This window comes from Fibrobacter sp. UWB12, assembly GCF_900142485.1.
Classification (GTDB): domain Bacteria; phylum Fibrobacterota; class Fibrobacteria; order Fibrobacterales; family Fibrobacteraceae; genus Fibrobacter.
In genome coordinates, this window is record NZ_FRAZ01000001.1 from 430,109 (window position 1) to 447,465 (window position 17,357).

General features: G+C 48.4%; 16 protein-coding genes. All 16 read left to right on the forward strand.

All coding sequences use genetic code 11. The annotated features are described in order from the left end of the window. Positions 1 to 79: 79 nt before the first annotated feature. The 16 genes from BUA34_RS01695 to BUA34_RS01770 all read left to right on the forward strand — a co-directional run bounded on the left by BUA34_RS01695 (position 80) and on the right by BUA34_RS01770 (position 17,339). Complete coding sequence (locus tag BUA34_RS01695; protein ID WP_072826999.1) at positions 80 to 2,161, forward strand: peptidyl-prolyl cis-trans isomerase; 2,082 nt, start codon at positions 80 to 82, stop codon at positions 2,159 to 2,161. Positions 2,162 to 2,202: 41 nt separating this feature from the next. Next, complete coding sequence (gene ndk, locus BUA34_RS01700; RefSeq protein WP_072827000.1) at positions 2,203 to 2,655, forward strand: nucleoside-diphosphate kinase; 453 nt, start codon at positions 2,203 to 2,205, stop codon at positions 2,653 to 2,655. Positions 2,656 to 2,696: 41 nt separating this feature from the next. Beyond that, a complete protein-coding gene (locus tag BUA34_RS01705; protein ID WP_072827001.1) occupies positions 2,697 to 3,542 on the forward strand; it encodes a succinate dehydrogenase cytochrome b subunit in 846 nt (281 codons plus the stop codon). A gap of 11 nt (positions 3,543 to 3,553) precedes the next feature. Beyond that, positions 3,554 to 5,467: a fumarate reductase/succinate dehydrogenase flavoprotein subunit gene (locus BUA34_RS01710; RefSeq protein WP_072827002.1), complete on the forward strand. Its 1,914-nt coding sequence runs from the start codon at positions 3,554 to 3,556 to the stop codon at positions 5,465 to 5,467. Next, on the forward strand, positions 5,467 to 6,243 hold the full coding sequence (locus tag BUA34_RS01715; protein WP_014547104.1) for a succinate dehydrogenase/fumarate reductase iron-sulfur subunit: 777 nt from the start codon (positions 5,467 to 5,469) through the stop codon (positions 6,241 to 6,243). The genes BUA34_RS01710 and BUA34_RS01715 overlap by 1 nt, the downstream gene beginning before the upstream one ends. A 304-nt stretch (positions 6,244 to 6,547) precedes the next feature. Continuing rightward, positions 6,548 to 7,339, forward strand: a complete 792-nt coding sequence (locus BUA34_RS01720) for an amino acid ABC transporter substrate-binding protein (RefSeq protein ID WP_072827003.1) — start codon at positions 6,548 to 6,550, stop codon at positions 7,337 to 7,339. A gap of 48 nt (positions 7,340 to 7,387) precedes the next feature. Further along, positions 7,388 to 8,170 carry a transporter substrate-binding domain-containing protein gene (locus BUA34_RS01725; protein ID WP_072827004.1) on the forward strand — a complete coding sequence of 261 codons (783 nt, stop codon included), beginning with the start codon at positions 7,388 to 7,390 and terminating at the stop codon, positions 8,168 to 8,170. Between the two features lie 27 nt (positions 8,171 to 8,197). Continuing rightward, on the forward strand, positions 8,198 to 8,857 hold the full coding sequence (locus BUA34_RS01730) for an amino acid ABC transporter permease (RefSeq protein ID WP_072827005.1): 660 nt from the start codon (positions 8,198 to 8,200) through the stop codon (positions 8,855 to 8,857). A gap of 8 nt (positions 8,858 to 8,865) precedes the next feature. Then, on the forward strand, positions 8,866 to 9,693 hold the full coding sequence (locus BUA34_RS01735) for an amino acid ABC transporter ATP-binding protein (RefSeq protein WP_072827006.1): 828 nt from the start codon (positions 8,866 to 8,868) through the stop codon (positions 9,691 to 9,693). Positions 9,694 to 9,768: 75 nt separating this feature from the next. After that, positions 9,769 to 10,464: a porin family protein gene (locus tag BUA34_RS01740; protein WP_072827007.1), complete on the forward strand. Its 696-nt coding sequence runs from the start codon at positions 9,769 to 9,771 to the stop codon at positions 10,462 to 10,464. Positions 10,465 to 10,661: 197 nt separating this feature from the next. Beyond that, positions 10,662 to 11,591: a porin family protein gene (locus BUA34_RS01745; protein ID WP_072827008.1), complete on the forward strand. Its 930-nt coding sequence runs from the start codon at positions 10,662 to 10,664 to the stop codon at positions 11,589 to 11,591. Between the two features lie 129 nt (positions 11,592 to 11,720). Next, the gene (gene radC, locus BUA34_RS01750) at positions 11,721 to 12,422 is read left to right on the forward strand and encodes a RadC family protein (RefSeq protein ID WP_072827009.1); all 702 of its coding nucleotides are present in this window, start codon (positions 11,721 to 11,723) and stop codon (positions 12,420 to 12,422) included. Positions 12,423 to 12,592: 170 nt separating this feature from the next. Next, entirely contained in the window at positions 12,593 to 14,923 is a 2,331-nt protein-coding gene (locus BUA34_RS01755; protein WP_072827010.1) for an OmpA family protein, read from the forward strand. Positions 14,924 to 15,208: 285 nt separating this feature from the next. After that, on the forward strand, positions 15,209 to 15,469 hold the full coding sequence (locus tag BUA34_RS01760) for a hypothetical protein (protein ID WP_072827011.1): 261 nt from the start codon (positions 15,209 to 15,211) through the stop codon (positions 15,467 to 15,469). A gap of 68 nt (positions 15,470 to 15,537) precedes the next feature. Continuing rightward, positions 15,538 to 16,350 carry a thymidylate synthase gene (locus BUA34_RS01765; protein WP_072827012.1) on the forward strand — a complete coding sequence of 271 codons (813 nt, stop codon included), beginning with the start codon at positions 15,538 to 15,540 and terminating at the stop codon, positions 16,348 to 16,350. Beyond that, positions 16,350 to 17,339: a metallophosphoesterase gene (locus BUA34_RS01770; RefSeq protein WP_072827013.1), complete on the forward strand. Its 990-nt coding sequence runs from the start codon at positions 16,350 to 16,352 to the stop codon at positions 17,337 to 17,339. The genes BUA34_RS01765 and BUA34_RS01770 overlap by 1 nt, the downstream gene beginning before the upstream one ends. The last annotated feature ends 18 nt before the right edge of the window (positions 17,340 to 17,357 follow it).

A 17,357-nucleotide genomic window follows, 5' to 3' on the forward strand; every position in this document is an offset into this window, starting at 1 on the left:
AATAACTAATGACCAATAACCAGTAACTATTAACTATAAAAATTTGTTATATTCACACGCACATATTCATGAGGACTTTATGAAAAAGGCTTTGCTTGCTGTTATTTCCTTCTGTGCCCTTGTTTTTACAGGGTGTAATTCTATTGGAGACAAGGATACTCTCGTTGCTAGGGTGAATGGCGAACCCATTTTTAAGGAAGACTACGCATTCATCATGCGTGTGGGGAACATTGTCCCTAATACCGAGCAGATGAGAAAGGCTTCGAGTTCCTTGTTTAGCCGTAAGGCTCTCTATACGGTTGCTCTCCAGAAGTATCCGGAATTAAAGGAACAGCTTGCAGCCCATAACGCGGCCTTGGAAAATTACCTGCTCACTTTTGTGTACCAGCGTCTTTATACGATGGACCGCCTGATGTACAGTGACGACGAACTGGCTTTCTATTACGACAAGCACCGTGACCAGTTTGCTGATTCGCTTTCGTACATGAACCTTCGTGACAAGGTTGCCGATGCAAAGTATATCGAATCCAACTACGATTCCCTGAAGTCCTATGCTTTCCATCATAGAAATTTGGCCGATTCTAATGCCGAAGTCAAGATTACATACGATATAAAGGAACGTTTCGTCTCGGACCATCGCCAAAGGATTGTTCGTGAAACGGGTCCAGCTCTCTTGAAAAAGTACAACATTCAGGAAACTAAAATCCAGATGCCTTCCGTGGAAGAATACTACGAAAAGCACAAGAATTTGTACATGATTCCGAATGGCTTTGTTGTTTTTCACGTAGAATCTGCGGACTCCGCTAAACTTGCTAAGCGCTTTAAGCACAGAAAAATGGATCTCGGTTCTTTCGCAACGTTAGCCTCCAGGTATAGCGAAAATCCGGAAACGAAGAAGGGAAAGGGCACGGTGGGTAAGGTCCTCATCGGCCATTCGCTCCCGTATGGCATTGGCTTTGTAAATAGCATGTTCGTCGATCTCGATACTTTGCCGGATGGTGGGATTTCTGCGGTTCACCGCTCGGAATCGACTGGACGTTACCATGTGTTCTATCGTGTTTCTGCGGTTCCGGCCGAAGTTAAACCGCTTGACCGTGTCCGTAAGACCATCGAACGTGACCTTGCTACAACGGCGAACTATGAATTGGATTCGTCCTATGTTCTCGTGACGATGAATGGTGAACCGGCAGTCCGTGAAAAGGATGTTCTTGCTGTATATAACGATAATGGTATGATGATCCGTTCCCGCAAGACTCATGACCAGATTGTAAGTTCTCTGGCACTCCAGCTTGCTTTTGCTACCGAAGCCCGTGAAGTTGGCCTTGACCGTTCTTGGGAATATCGTGCCATGAAGCGCCAAAGCGATGTAGATTACATTATCAAGGTTTATAGAAACAAGGTTCTCAGCCGTATTGTTGTTCCGGAAGATTCCCTCAAGGCTCTCTATGAACGTATGGGCAATCCGGCACATCCGACCTTGACTTACGAACAGTCCCGTTCCGAATTGAACGACTGGTTCGAAATTCCTGAAAATATCATGAAGAGAACGTACTACTACGCCGAAGAAGACTTCTTGCCGGATACTTATGAACAGGCAAAGAATCGCGTGTTCGAACAAGCTTATTTGGTGTTCCGTAATGCCCGTTGGGACAAGGAAGTCGTGACCTCTTGGGGTACGGCTAAGGTCGATCTCTTTGCAGACAACATTACGCTCTTGCCGCAGGAATGGTCTGTTGAACTTGCTATGAGGTCTGCCGATTCTCTTTATACGCAGGCAAAGAGCCTCCAGAAGGCTTATCTTGCATGGTCTGGTATCCGTGACCGCTATGCCGATATTGACTCTGTTGCAAAGAAGGCTACTTTTGAACTGGCCCACGTCTACAGCGATATGGAAGATTACGACAAGGCCCAGAGAGAATATCGCGTATTCTACAGAACATGGCCGGAATCTCCGGATGCAGAAAAGGCAATGTTCAGCCGCGGATTCATCTTGAATGAAAACTTGCACAAGGATGCAGAAGCGCTCAAGGTCTTTGAAGAATTCAAGAAGACTTACCCGAAGAGTGAACTCATGGAATCGGTTGATTGGTTGATTCAGAACATCAAGAGCAACGGCAAACTCGCCGATGATTTGATGAAGAAAATCGCATCCGAAGAGTAAAAAATCTATATTTCTCACATCTTTAACTAAAAGGTACTACTATGGAAATGACATTTGCAATGATCAAGCCGAACGCTGTCAAGTCTGGCTTGGTTGGCCGTATTATTGATCGCTACATCAGCGCCGGTCTCTCTGTCTGCGCCGTGAAGATGCATCAGATGACTTCTGAAGATGCTCGCGGTTTCTATGCAGAACATGTCGAGAAGCCGTTCTTCCCGGAACTCGAAGCCTACATGACCAAGGGCCCGTCCGTGATGCTTGCTCTCGGTGGCGAAAACGCAATTGCAAAGGTCCGCGCCATTAACGGTGCTACCAATCCTGCCAAGGCGGAACCGGGTACCCTCCGCTACGATTTTGCTCCTTCCATGACCGAAAACGTCGTTCACAGCTCCGATAGCCCGGCATCTGCAGAACGCGAACTCGACTTCTGGTTCAAGAAGGAAGAACGCTACGCTTACGAAATGCCCTGCCTCAAGGCTTGCTGCGTCCTCTAATTTTTAACAATAAAACAATCCTTCTAAGGAGACAGACTCAAATGAAATGGATCATCACGTATCTTACTTCTTCCATTGGTAAGAAGCAGATCATGGGATGCACAGGTGCTTTCCTCGCCTTGTTCATCTTTGGCCACATGTGTGGTAACTTCCAGCTCTTGAACTTCGACCAGGCTGCGGCACAGGCGTCCTACAACGCTTATACCGAATTCCTGACCGGATTCAACCCGCTCCACTTCCCGGTGAAGATGATTTACCTCGTCGAACTGGTGCTGGTGGCTGCTTTCGCTCTCCACATCTTCCTTGCTATCAAGCTGAAGATTGAGAACAAGAAGGCTCGTGGTGGAATCGAATACGAAGTCAACGCACGCAAGGGCAAGAAGACTTTCGCCACTTTCACCATGATCTGGTCTGGTCTCTTCATTCTCGGCTTCCTCGTCCAGCACCTCATGATGCTCAAGTTCGGTGAACACTACCTCTATGTGAACGACAAGGGCGAAATCATCCGCGACATGTGGCTCACCACGATCCAGATGTTTGCAAATCCGGGCTGGGCTGCATTCTATGTGGTTAGCATGTTCGTAATCGGCCTTCATTTGTTCCACGCTATTTCGTCTGCATTCCAGACGATGGGTATCGCTCACCAGAAGTGGACTCCGATTATCGACATCGCCGGTATCGTCTATAGCGTCGTTGTGGCTCTCGGCTTCGGCATCACCGCTGTCGCTTCCTACTACCTCGCTAACCAGCCTGAAACCCAGGCTCTCATCGAAAAGTCTCGTAGCCTCCAGCAGCAGTTCGAACAGCAGAAGGCCAAGGCCGACAAGGCTGCTTTCGTCATTCCGTCTGTTGGCGAAGTACAAGTTTCTTTCAATATTGAAAAGTAAGGAGACCACTAATGATTCTTGACTCTAAAATTCCTGGTGGTTCCATCGAAGAAAAGTGGACCAAGCACAAGTTTGAACTCAAACTCGTGAACCCGGCCAACAAGCGTAAGTTCACAGTGATCGTCGTGGGTACTGGCCTTGCAGGTGCTTCTGCTGCCGCATCCCTCGGTGAACTTGGTTACAACGTAAAGTCTTTCTGCATTCAGGATAGCCCGCGCCGTGCACACTCCATTGCAGCCCAGGGCGGTATCAACGCAGCAAAGAACTACAAAAACGATGGCGACTCCGTTTATCGTTTGTTCTACGATACCGTTAAGGGTGGTGACTTCCGCGCTCGCGAAGCCAACGTGCACCGCTTGGCAGAAAACTCCAACCTCATCATCGACCAGTGCGTCGCTCAGGGCGTTCCGTTCGGTCGTGAATACGGTGGCCTTTTGGACAACCGCTCTTTCGGTGGTACGCAGGTTTCCCGTACGTTCTATGCTCGCGGTCAGACGGGGCAGCAGCTCCTCCTCGGTGCATACCAGGCTCTCATGCGCCAGGTTGCCGCCGGTAAGGTGAAGATGTTCCCGCGTCGCGAAATGATGGACCTCGTCGTAATCGACGGCAAGGCTCGCGGTATCATCGTCCGTAACCTCATCACTGGCGAACTCGAAAGCCACGTTGCAGACGCTGTCTGCCTTTGCACCGGTGGTTACGGTAACGTCTACTACCTTTCTACAAACGCTCAGGGTTCCAACGTAACGGCTGCATTCCGTGCATACAAGCGCGGTGCTCTCTTTGCAAACCCGTGCTATACTCAGATTCACCCGACTTGCATTCCGCGTCATGGCGATTTGCAGTCCAAGCTCACTTTGATGAGTGAATCTCTCCGTAACGACGGTCGTATTTGGGTCCCGCGTAAGGCTGGCGATAACCGTTCTCCGGACCAGATCCCGGAAGAAGATCGTTACTACTACCTCGAAGAAAAGTATCCGAGCTTCGGTAACCTCGTCCCGCGTGACGTGGCTTCCCGTAACGCTAAGCAGGTTTGCGATGCGGGTCTCGGCGTGGGTAACACCAAGCAGGCTGTGTACCTCGACTTCGCTGACGCTATCCAGCGTATGGGCGTTGCAGGCGTTTCTGCTAAGTACGGCAACCTCTTCCAGATGTACGAAAAAATCACAGACGAAGACCCGTACAAGGTCCCGATGCGCATCTTCCCGGCTATCCACTATACCATGGGTGGTCTCTGGGTCGACTATGATTTGATGTCCACTATCCCGGGCTGCTTCGTTCTCGGTGAAGCAAACTTCTCCGACCACGGTGCAAACCGCCTCGGTGCATCTGCTCTTATGCAGGGCCTCTCCGACGGTTACTTCGTGATTCCGTTCACCATCGGTGGCTATTTCGCAGGTACCAAGCTCGAAAAGGTCTCTGAATCCGATGCTGCCTTCGAAGACTGCAAGAAGCAGACCGAAGAACGCATCCACAAGCTCCTCTCCATCAAGGGTCACCGCACTGTTAACGATATCCATCGTGAACTCGGTAACATCATGTGGGAATACGTTGGCATGGCTCGTAACGAAGCCGGCCTCAAGACGGCTCTCGAAAAGATTCCGGCACTCCGTCAGGAATTCTGGGAAAACGTCAACGTGCTCGGCTCCGAAGGTTCCTTCAACCAGAACCTCGAACGTGCTGGCCGCGTTGCAGACTTCCTCGAATTTGCCGAAGTCCTCACTCTCGACGCTCTCCATCGTAAAGAATCTTGCGGTGGCCACTTCCGTGAAGAAAGCCAGACTCCGGAAGGCGAAGCAAAGCGCGATGACGAAAACTTCTGCTACGTCGGTGCTTGGGAATACAAGGGCGACGGTATCGCACCGGAACTCTCCAAGGAACCTCTTACCTTTGATAACGTCCACCTTGCTACTAGGAGCTACAAATAATGAGCGGACTGAATTTGACTTTGAAGATTTGGCGTCAGAAGGATGCCAAGACCAAGGGACAGTTCGAAACTGTCAAGATCAACGATGTTTCTCCGGACATGTCCTTCTTGGAAATGCTCGATATCGTGAACGAAGAACAGATGAAGCAGGGCAAGGAAGGCTTCGCTTTCGACCACGACTGCCGCGAAGGTATCTGTGGTATGTGCTCTCTCGTCATCAACGGTATGCCGCACGGTCCTGACCATGCAACGACTACCTGCCAGCTTCACATGCGTAAGTTCAAGGATGGCGACACCATCGTGATCGAACCGTGGCGCGCCGCCGCATTCCCGGTTATCCGTGACTGCGCTGTCGACCGTACCGCATTCGACCGCATCATCCAAGCTGGCGGTTTCGTTTCCGTCAACACCGGTGCTGCTCCTGAAGCATCCACGATTCCGGTTCCGAAGGCTGATGCCGACCGCGCATTCGACGCTGCTGCTTGCATTGGTTGCGGTGCTTGCGTCGCTGCATGTAAGAACGCCTCTGCTATGCTCTTCGTTTCTGCTAAGGTTTCTCACCTCAGCTTCTTGCCGCAGGGCAAGGTCGAAGCAAAGAAGCGCGTTTTGGCCATGGTCGCCCAGATGGACAAGGAAGGCTTCGGCAACTGCACGAACCTTTACGAATGCCAGGCTGCTTGCCCGAAGGGTATCACCGTCGATTACATCGCCAAGATGAACCGCGAATACCTCGGCGCAACAGTCACCTACGCTGAAAAGGTTTATGGCAAGGATTAATTAGGAATTAGGTAATAGGGGTTAGGTTTTAGGTTGATAATCGTGGCTTCGCCGCCCTATAAGGACGCACGAAGTGCGTGATACTTCCCCTAAGACCTGTAACCTATAACCTACCACCTGAAAAAAGGGACCGCAGCGATGCGGCCCTTTTTTTGTATGAAAACAGCAATTGTCCAAATCTCTCGGGAAAAGGTCTTTTTTTCGGGATGTCCCCAAAAGAAATTGTAGCCCGTTCACGTTTGTGGAGCCTTTTAACGACTCCTTTCCTATATTTGCTGTGTAAAACAAAAACAAGGAATCTAAGATGAAAAAATTTATTGCAATTCTTGCGACGGTAGCTTGCGCCGCTTTCCTTTCTGCCTGCAACGACCAGAAGTCCGAAACTAAGACCGCTACCGATGAATCCTTCAACAAGGTCAAGGCTGCTGGAGTGTTCGTGCTTGGCCTCGACGATTCCTTCCCGCCGATGGGTTTCCGCGACAAGGACAACAACATCGTTGGTTTCGATATCGACCTTGCAACTGAAGTTTGCGCCCGTCTCGGCATCAAGCTCAAGACTCAGCCGATTTCTTGGGATGCTAAGGAACAGGAACTGAACACCGGCAAGATCGACTGCATCTGGAACGGCATGAGTGTTGATTCTGATCGCGCTAGGGTCATGAACTTGAGCGATGCATACCTCAAGAACCGCATGATTTTCACCGTGAAGGACAAGTCTCTTGCAAACCTTGCTGCTCTTGCTGGCAAGAAAATTGCCGTGCAGAATGGCTCTACCGCTCAGAAGTTGCTCGATGCTTCTGAAACAGGCAAGGCCGCCAAGGAAATCGTTCCATTTGACGATAACCAGACCGCACTCATGGATTTGGATAAGGGCGGTGTCGATGCTGTATTCCTCGACGAAATCGTTGCCAAGTACTGGATTGTGACAAATGCTAAGCCGTACATCGTTTTGGAAGAAGGTCTTTCCGACGAAGTCTACGCTGTGGGCTTCCGCAAAAAAGACCAGGCTCTTCGCGATTCTGTGAACAATGTGCTTGCCGCAATGAAAAAAGACGGCAAATTTGATGAAATTTCTGCCAAGTGGTTCGGCAAATAAATCCTTATTTATTGAAATATTTTTATTTTGATGAATAAGGAGAATAAAATGAAAAAATTATTTGCGCCGATTGCTGTATTCGCTATTGCCTTGCTGTGGGGATGCAGCGAAAAGAAGGAAGTCTCTTTTAATTCCGACTTGTCTTATGAAAAGGTAAAATCGGCCGGCGTATTGGTTCTAGGGCATATGGGCGCGTTCCCGCCGATGGGCTTTTATGACAAGGATAGCAATGTTGTCGGTTTTGACATTGATGTTGCAACCGAAGTCTGTGCGCGCATGGGCGTGAAGCTCAAACCCCAATTGATTTCCTGGAAAATCAAGGAAAATGAACTGAATTTTGGTAATGTTGATTGTATTTGGAATGGCATGAGTGTCGATAGCGCCCGTGCTGCTTCGATGAACCTGAGCGATCCTTATCTTATGAACCGTTTGGTTTTTATGGTAAAGGATAAGTCTATCGAACATCTTGACGCCCTCAAGGGAAAAAAGATTGCCGTACAGAAGGCATCGACTTCTGAACCCGTGTTGATGAATTCCGAATTAGGAAAGGTGGTCGAAGTTAATGCGTATGAAAGTATGGAATTGGCTATTGAAGCTTTGGTTGCCGGAAATGTTGATGCAGTCTTTATGGACGAAGTCTTCGCCAAATACTGGAATGTAATGCATGGTACAAACTATCCGATTCTTGACGAAGGTAAATACAAAGAAGTCTATGCAATTGGCTTCCGCAAGCAAGATCAGGCTTTGCGTGATTCCGTGAATGCGGCTCTTGCTTCTATGAAAAACGATGGCAAGTTTGCCGCCATTTCGGCCAAGTGGTTTGGCAAATAAGTTGGGGGCGGCGAGGGTGTTTGTTTGATGTCTGATTTAAGCAGTTTACTTCCGGTCCTTTGGGGCGGCTTCTGCACAACGCTTGCAATTTTTGCGCTCACGCTCCTGTTCTCGATTCCTCTTGGGCTCCTTATTGCTGTACTCAAAATGAGCCGTTACCGCTTGGTGCGTTATCCGGTGTCGTTCTACATCTCGGTGATGCGTGGCACTCCGCTGCTTTTGCAGATTGTGGCGATTTACTTTGGCTCGTATTACCTGAGCGAATATGCGGGCGTGGATCTCTCGTTTGACCGTTTTCCGGCAGTGATTGTCGCGTTTTCGATAAACTATGCTGCATATTTTGCCGAAATCTTTCGCGGTGGTATCCAGTCGATTCCTAAAGGTCAGTACGAAGCGGCCTACATGTTGGGACTCACTCGTGCTCAGACTTTTTACCGCATTATTCTCCCGCAAGTTGCAAAACGTGTTGTGCCTGCAAGTGCAAACGAAGTCATTACGCTTGTGAAAGATACTTCGCTAGCGCAGGTGATTGCCGTGACGGAACTTTTTGCGCTTGCCAAAAAGCAGCAGGCGGCCTATGCAAGCATATACCCGTTGTTTGTGGCAGGCGTTTTCTATTATGTGGCGAACTTGCTTTTGAGCATGGTCTTTGCTTACGTTGAACGCAAACTCAATTATTACAAGTGAGGCGTGGCATGGATTCTGCTAATGTTCAGTCTGTAATTATAAACGATGCCGCTCTTGATTTGAAAACTCCGATTCTCGAAGTCAAGCACTTAAAAAAATCTTTTGGCGACTTGCATGTGCTCAAGGATATTTCGTTCGATCTTAAGGCGGGCGAGGTGCTTTCGATTATTGGACCATCCGGCTCTGGCAAAAGCACGCTACTCCGTTGCCTTACCCAGCTTGAAACGTTCGAGGCGGGCGAGGTTAAAGTCGATGGCAAGGATATGGTTATTCCAGGTTCTTGCATTGGTGGAAACATTAAGTACGCTCCAGCAAAGGTCTTGCGCGAAATTCGTCTTTCGACAGGTCTTGTTTTCCAGAACTTTAACTTGTTTCCGCATTTGACCGTACTCCAGAACTTGACGCTTGCTCCAATCCGCGTGCTGGGCGATTCCCGTGAAGATGCTCGTGCGCTTGCTCGATTCTTGCTCAAACAGATGGGCCTTGAAGGCAAGGAAAAATCTTACCCGTGTGAACTCTCGGGTGGTCAGCAACAGCGTGTTTCCATTGCGCGTGCGCTTGCATTAAAGCCAAAGATTCTTTTCTTTGATGAACCGACGAGTGCTCTGGATCCAGAACTGACGGGCGAAGTTCTCAAGATTATCAAGAAACTTGCAGAAGACCGCATGACGATGGTCATCGTGACGCACGAAATGGCGTTTGCCCGCGATGTCGCAAATAAAGTCATTTTCATGGATCAGGGCGTTGTCGTGGAACAGGGAACGCCAGACTTTGTGTTCAATCAATCTCAAAACAAACGATTAAGCTCATTCTTGGAACGCTTTTCTCGAAGCTAGTTCTCCTTTTTTTATTTTATGTGAACCATAGAAGAATTATTTTCTTTTATGGGAAAGTTTAAAAAAGGAGTTAGAATGAAACGTTTTATAGCTACGTTGGCTGTTGCGCTGATGTGCTTATGCCCCAATGCGTTTGCCGTTGATGATCCCCCTGTAGAACAATTCATCACCGGTGTCCATGTGGGGATGGGCTTGGGTGGCTACTGGGATTATCCATCAGAATATTTGGGAAGCAATGAATGGATGAACGTGGCTTTTGATTTGGGTTGCGCGTTCAACATCAGAGTCAACCGGTATTTGAGCGTTGTGCCGGAATTGAATTTTGGCATGGTTATAAGCTCTAGAGATGCTGGTTCTGTTTCTTATTATGACGTTTCTGAAAATCGCGGTGCATATGGATTCAGAATTCCTGTCGCCGTTCGTTTTACTCCGCATCGGCAATTTTATCTTGAATCCGGAGCCCGCGTGAGCCTGAACTTTGCCTCTTCTCATACCTTTAGCGGATCGGACATTGATGGCAATACGATTTCGGTTTCGAGATCAGGGAACTGGGAACCAAAGACTTTTGTGCCGTCCCTTATCTTTGGTCTTGGCGGTACCTTCAGGGCCGATGATCATCATGATATTGATGTTGGTGCACGCTTTGTTCTTGATGTTGGCGGTATTGAAAAATATGACGAATTTTACGTTGAACATAGCGTTGTGAAAAACAAGACAAAGGTGTGGAATATACAGCTTGTTGTCAATTATTATTTCGGTTCACGACTCTAATTGCTTTTAAATTAAAAGATTAATACATCCAAATTTGCTTTTTTTGAGCAAATTTAGCGGTGTAGAAGAAGAATGGAACTTTTTTGAAACTTTTTTGTAAAAGGGACTGGAAATGTTGTTCTTCTTTTTTGTATTTTAAACCCTATCAAATAAAATCGAATTTATAACAGCACCGGATGTTGTTTTAAGGAGAAAAAATGAAAAAGTTTATGATTGCTTCTGCTATAGCCATGATGTGCCTTAGCGCAAACGCCTTTGCCGAAGATGATGGCTACGGTAACGACATCCCGCCTGCAAGGTCCGAAGGCACTGTCGATGATGGCTATGGCAACAAGTTGCCGGTAAGTAATGAACCTGAGTACAAAACCTTTGAAGAAGCTCGTGCTTCGTCTTATGGCAGTACCAGCAATAGCAGTAGCAATAACCAGGGCATGCGTTCTCGTTTGGGTGTCCATCTTGGTCTTGGTGTTGCCTTTGTGGCAAATTATCCGACCGATAAAGATTTCGTAAAGCAGTATGGCGATAACGAATGGGTCGGTGTCTCTGGGGATATCGGTCTTATCTTCATGATGCCTTTAAATCCAATTCTTTCTTTTGTTCCTGAATTGAATTTTGGGCTTGGCTATCTTTCTGAAGAAATCAAGGGCGCAGGTGGTGACGATGATTTCTGGGGTGAATACAAGGTAAATGACGCAAAGTCGTTCTACAATATCAATATCCCGCTCATGTTGCGCTTGCATACCTCGTATGTGTATCTCGAAGGCGGTTTTCGTCTTAGCTTCAATTTCGACACGGACCATGAATACGAATATACGGACGCGGCAGGCGAACCTCTGAAGTATTATGATCCTAAGGATGGTGAATATAAGACCGTTAAGCGCGCTGCAGAAGATGAATGGAAAATCAAGACGTTCATTCCGTCTGTTGTTGGCGGTATTGGTACTTCATTCTCCGCTAGCGGGTTGCAATGTGACTTGGGCCTCCGCTTTATTTGGGACCTTAGAGGAATTGAAGACAGGGACACAGAAATCTATGCTTCTGCAAATAATACAATACACGTAGCAAAGGTTGTTGAAAACAAATCGAGCTTGTTTGCTCTTCAGCTTGTATTCAATGTATTCTTTTAATGCCTAGCCCCGAAAGGTTCAACTTTCGGTAACGGCTGCATCAAAAATTTTTTTTTCAAAAAATTTTAGTACAAAAGCCTGTAAAAAGCGTGTTTATATAGCAGAACCCTTTTTACAGGAGATACATGGATGAATCATAATCAGGTGGCCTTGCTTGCAAGGCCCGAATTTAATTTGATGCCGCGTGAAAAAATGGAATACGCCGGTGTCAGCGCTTTGAGCAACGAAGAACTGTTGGCAATTATTTTGGGGAGTGGTTGCCATGATTGTGATGTCTTTGAACTTGCTCGGCGCCTTTCTCAATTCTTGTCGACAGAAACTTCGGTCCCTACGCTTGCAAGTCTTAAGCGAATTCGTGGACTTGGAAAAGTCAAGGCCGCACAAATTTTGGCGTGTCTGGAACTTTCGGGTCGCTTTATTTTAAGCGACAAGGCGATTCCCGTTTCTGTTCCCGAAGATGTACTTTCGCGTGTCTCGTACATGAAATACGAATCGCAGGAACATCTGGTTGTTATCTCGTTAAACTCGGCAAATTACATCATTCGCGTTCATGAACTCACGACTGGACTTGTAAATCAGACTCCTGTGCACCCGCGTGAGGCCTTTGCTTTGGCTATCGAGGACCGCGCCGTATCTGTGATTTTTGTCCACAATCACCCCTCGGGCTCGTTAGAACCTAGTCCCGAAGACATGTCGATTACGCGTGTTCTCTGCGCATCAGGTAAAATTTTGCAAATACCGGTTTTGGACCATATAATCATTGGTAAAAGTGGGTTTACAAGTCTATGCCGTTGCTACCCGGAAATCTTCGAAAGTACGTTTTTTAAGTGAATTTGTGTAAAAAAAAATCAATCAAATGGCGAAAATTAAATTTTATGTATTATTTATCCATTAATTTGCGTTAGAAAAAGTGCGGACTTTTTTTTAAAGAGTTATATTTCACGTATACATTACTATAAGTACAACTCTAGACAAGGGTTGGTCAAAATCAAGGAGACTCTATGAAACGAGTAGCAATGGGATTGGCCCTGGCTTTGGCGGCATCATCCGCCTTCGCTGGTCACGCCAATACGATTAACAAGACGGGCTTCGTCGGTGTCAATAAGACACAGTCAGCTCAGTCTCTTGGTCATTCTAAGCTTGTGTTTACAGCTTTGGGCGATTATACATTTGGAAATAGCATGTTCAAGGCTGATCCTGAGAACAATTTCCATTATGCAATGGAGAACGACTACTACGGTCAGAAGGCTGAAGTTGCAAACTTTAGCGGTATCAGTGCCTATGTCGGCCTCGCTATTGGTCTTTTGGACTATTTCGATATCGGTGTAACGTTGCCGGTCTTCTATGACCAGTTCAACGGCAATTCCGTTTGCGGTGAAGAACCGGGCTGCAATGGCGCTCCTCTCGCCGGTACGAAGGTTGGCTACATCGGTAACGTGACTGCTAGCTTGAAGGCTCGCGCACCGATTCCGGCAGATGTGCCTATCGACTTCGCTGCTTTCTTCAGATATTCTTTCAAGACTTCCAAGAACTCCAAGCAGGGTGTCTGGATTCGTGAACCGGAATACATTGCCAAGGAAGTTGGCATGGCATTCCCGTACGGTACTGCTAAGTCTGTGATGACCGTCGGTGCCGCTTTGACGTTCGACCTTTCCAAGATTGACGTTATGCCTCTCCTCGTTCATGTCAACGGTGGTTACCGTATGTCTATGGACAAGGCTTACATGTCTTTCCCGTTTGCAAGCGCAGCTCTTGAATTCTATGTGCTTGACTTCCTTTCCTTCTTCGGTGAATTCTACATGGATATTCAGACCGAAGACTTCGTCTGGAACCGCCAGGCCGATGGCTCTGTCATTCCGGAAAAGCTCGACATGAAGCAGGTGACCGGTGGTGCCGTGTTCCACTTGCCGATCGGTCTTGACATCCAGCTCGGTGCATCTGTCTATGTTGGTAATGACAACATGGTTCACTTTGCCCGCGTGATGGAAAACGAAGAAAACTTCCTCACCGGTATCAAGGCTACCAAGACTCGCGTGAACCCGCAGCTCGCCTTGTTCGGTGGTCTTACTTGGTCCGGCTTCCTTGCTCCGCAGGACCGCGATGGCGACGGTGTGGCTGATGCCGATGACCGCTGCCCGGATGACTATGGTCATCGTTTGAACGGCGGCTGCCCGATGGGTAACCCGGATAGCGATGAAGATGGTGTCTGCGACGCTTGGGTTTCCGAAAAGGGTATGCTTGACGAATTCCGTAATGTTTGCGAAGGTATCGACCAGTGCCCGACCGAAAAGGGTAACAACTCCAATGGCTGCCCGTCCGATGATCCGGACCCGGATAAGGATGGCGTTTGCGATTCTTGGGTAAGCCAGAAGGGTCAGCTTGATCAGTTCAAGGATATTTGCGAAGGCATCGACCAGTGCCCGGCTGAAGCTGGTACGCTTGTCAACAACGGTTGCCCGGAAGACAATCCGGACCCGGATGGCGACGGTCTCTGCTCTCCGTGGGTTACCGACAAGAACAAGCTCGATCAGTACACTGGCGTTTGCAAGGGCTACGACATGTGTCCGGGTGAAGCAGGTGCTGCCGGCAATAAGGGCTGCCCGTGGGATGACCCGGATAGCGACGGCGACGGCGTTTGCGACGAATGGGTTGTACAGAAGAAGCTCGGCTACTACTTCGAAAAGGCTGCCGAAGATGAAGCTCTCGCTAAGGAATGGTTCATTGGCAAGTCCTGCAAGGGCCTTGACAAGTGCCCGCTCGAACACGGCGTGCCTGCATACGATGGCTGCCCGCTCCCGGATCCGGATCTTGACAAGGACGGCGTCTGCGATGCTTGGGTCACCGAAAAGAACATGTTCAACCTTTACGAAGGTGTCTGCGCTGGTCTTGACCGCTGCCCGAATGAAGCTGGCGATGATGGCTTCGGCTGCCCGAAGAAGAAGGTAGAAAAGCTCGAAGGTATCTCCTTCAAGAGCGGTTCTGCAACCGTCAACGCTAACGCTAAGAGAATCCTTAAGGGTATCGCTCAGAAGCTTAAGGAAGACGAAGCTTATAAGGATCTCAAGATTGTGATCCAGGGTCATACCGACAACCGCGGTAAGGCAAAGAAGAACCTCAAGCTCTCTGACCGCCGTGCTAAGGCCGTTATGAAGCAGCTCACGAAGTTCGGTGTTGCTAAGAATCGCATCAAGGCTGTTGGTCTCGGCTCTACCTGCCCGGTTGACGATAACTCTACGGCAGATGGTCGCGAAATGAACCGTCGTATTGAAATGCACTTCGTCACACCGGAAAATGACGGTATGAAGTGCGAAAGCAACTACGTTGGTGACTAATACCTTTTAGAGTCTCAAACAAAGCCCCGGGCATAAGCCCGGGGCTTTTCTTGTATAATAGATTCAAGGTATTCCGCCAAACAACGTCATCGCGAGCATCGAAGATGCGTGGCGATCCATCGAGTTCCATGATGCCGGAGTCGCCTTTCACTGTCACCCCGGATTTATTGCGCAAGCGCAATGCCCTTCGGCTCAGCTATGTCAAAGAAATAAATTCTTTGACGCAGCGTTCGCCTCGTTTGCCTTTCCGGGGTCGCCTTTTTTTTAGATTTCTACATTTGCAATATGACAAAACTTGATGAAATTCTGACCGCAAATAACTTTAGCAATCACGACCTTGTCGAGATGCTCCCTGTGAACTTGAACCATAAGATGGTGCAGAAGGCACGCCTTGGCAAGAAGCCTGTTCCCAAGCACACGCAGGACTTAATATTGCAGGCTTTGAACAAACTCTTGCTGCAAAATGCCGCTGAAGTCGAAGGCAAAGTTGCCAAGCAGTACAAGCGCGTAGAAGTGTTCGGAAACGACGAAGTCGCTTCGGCTTAGGAAAACGTATTGACGTCATTCTGAGGACGAAGTCCGAAGAATCCAGTCAATTTTTATATAATTACAATATGCAGCAATACTTAGATCTTCTCAAAGATATTATCGATAACGGTGTGGACCGTTCCGACCGCACTGGCACCGGCACTCGTTCTGTGTTTGGCCGCCAGACTCGTTTTGACCTTTCCAAAGGCTTCCCGTGCCTTACGACCAAGAAACTCCACTTGCGCAGTATCATTCACGAACTGCTGTGGTTCTTGAAGGGTGATACGAACATCAAGTACTTGCACGATAACAAGGTTACGATTTGGGACGAATGGGCCGATGAAAATGGCGACTTGGGTCCGGTTTACGGTCACCAGTGGCGTTCTTGGCCGACTCCCGATGGTGGACACATTGACCAAATTGCAAATCTCATTAACAGTCTCAAGAACAATCCGGATTCTCGACGTCACTTGGTTTGCGCTTGGAATGTTGCAGAAGTCGACAAGATGGCTTTGCCGCCGTGCCATTGCCTGTTCCAGTTCTACGTGGGCGGTGTAGGCGCTAGTGGCAAGCGCAAGCTCAGCTGTCAGCTTTACCAGCGCAGTGCCGACATGTTCCTCGGCGTGCCGTTCAACATTGCATCGTACTCGCTCTTGACGATGATGCTTGCTCAGGTCTGCGGTTACGAAGCCGGTGAGTTTGTCCATACTTTCGGCGACTTGCATTTGTACAGCAATCACTTTGACCAGGCTCGTGAACAGCTTTCGCGTACACCGCGTGCACTTCCGACGATGAAGATGAATCCTGATGTCAAGGATTTGTTTGATTTCAAGTTCGAAGATTTTGAACTTGTGAATTATGATCCGTGGCCGACTATCAAGGCTCCGATTGCGGTTTAATGAACGCTTCGATTGACTTCATTGGCGATATTCATGGGCACTACGATGAACTCGTGGTGCTCCTTAAAAAGTTAGGCTACCAAGAGCAGGGGGGCGCGTATCGCTATCCGGGCAATGCTCGAACGGTTGTCTTTTTAGGCGATTATATCGACCGTGGAAGTCATGCTCGCGAAACTGTAAATCTTGTGCGTTCCATGCGCGATGCGGGGTCTGCAGTTGCGTTGATGGGCAATCACGAATTCAATGCGCTTAGCTTTTGGCAAGAGAATGGAGCCGGTGGGCGACCTATAAAAGCAATTCATGGCGGCTATTTGCGTGAACATACTTTTAACAAAGTAGCGATTCACGTGAAAACAGTAGAAAGCTATCGCGGGCGCAAGGCTGAATTTCAGGAAATGCTCGATTTCCTCAAGACGCTCCCGTTTTACTTGGAAACGGATTTGTTCCGTGCGCAGCACGCCTGCTTTGACTTGAAATGCGCTGAAGTGCTTAAAGCCGAAGGCATCCGTTCTTTTACGGATGGCAATTTCGATGAGCTGATTGCACGCGCGAACGACAAAAATGACGAATACGATGATTCGCTGTATTGGCCGATAAGTTTGTTCTTAAAGGGCCCGGAATTGGATTTGCCGGAGGGCGTGACATTCCGAGATGCTGAAGGTGTACTCCGTAAGCGTACGCGAATCCGTTGGTGGATTAACCCGAAAAACGTCAACTTGCAGGAACTCAGTTTCCAGCCGGGTGTGGAATTGCCTCCGCTCGAAGTGCCGCTTGAAATCCAGACTCGCGATTTCTATGGCGAAAATGAACGTCCTGTTTTCTTTGGACATTATTGGTTGACGGGACTCCCTGAACTTATTCGTGATAACGTTTGCTGCTTGGATTACAGCGTTGCAGGCTACCGCGGTGACGGGCGCCTCGTTGCTTACCGTTTTGATGGTGAACAGAAACTCGATAACCGAAAGTTCGTCTCGGTCGCCGCTATGTAGGAGTTAGGTTGTAGGTCA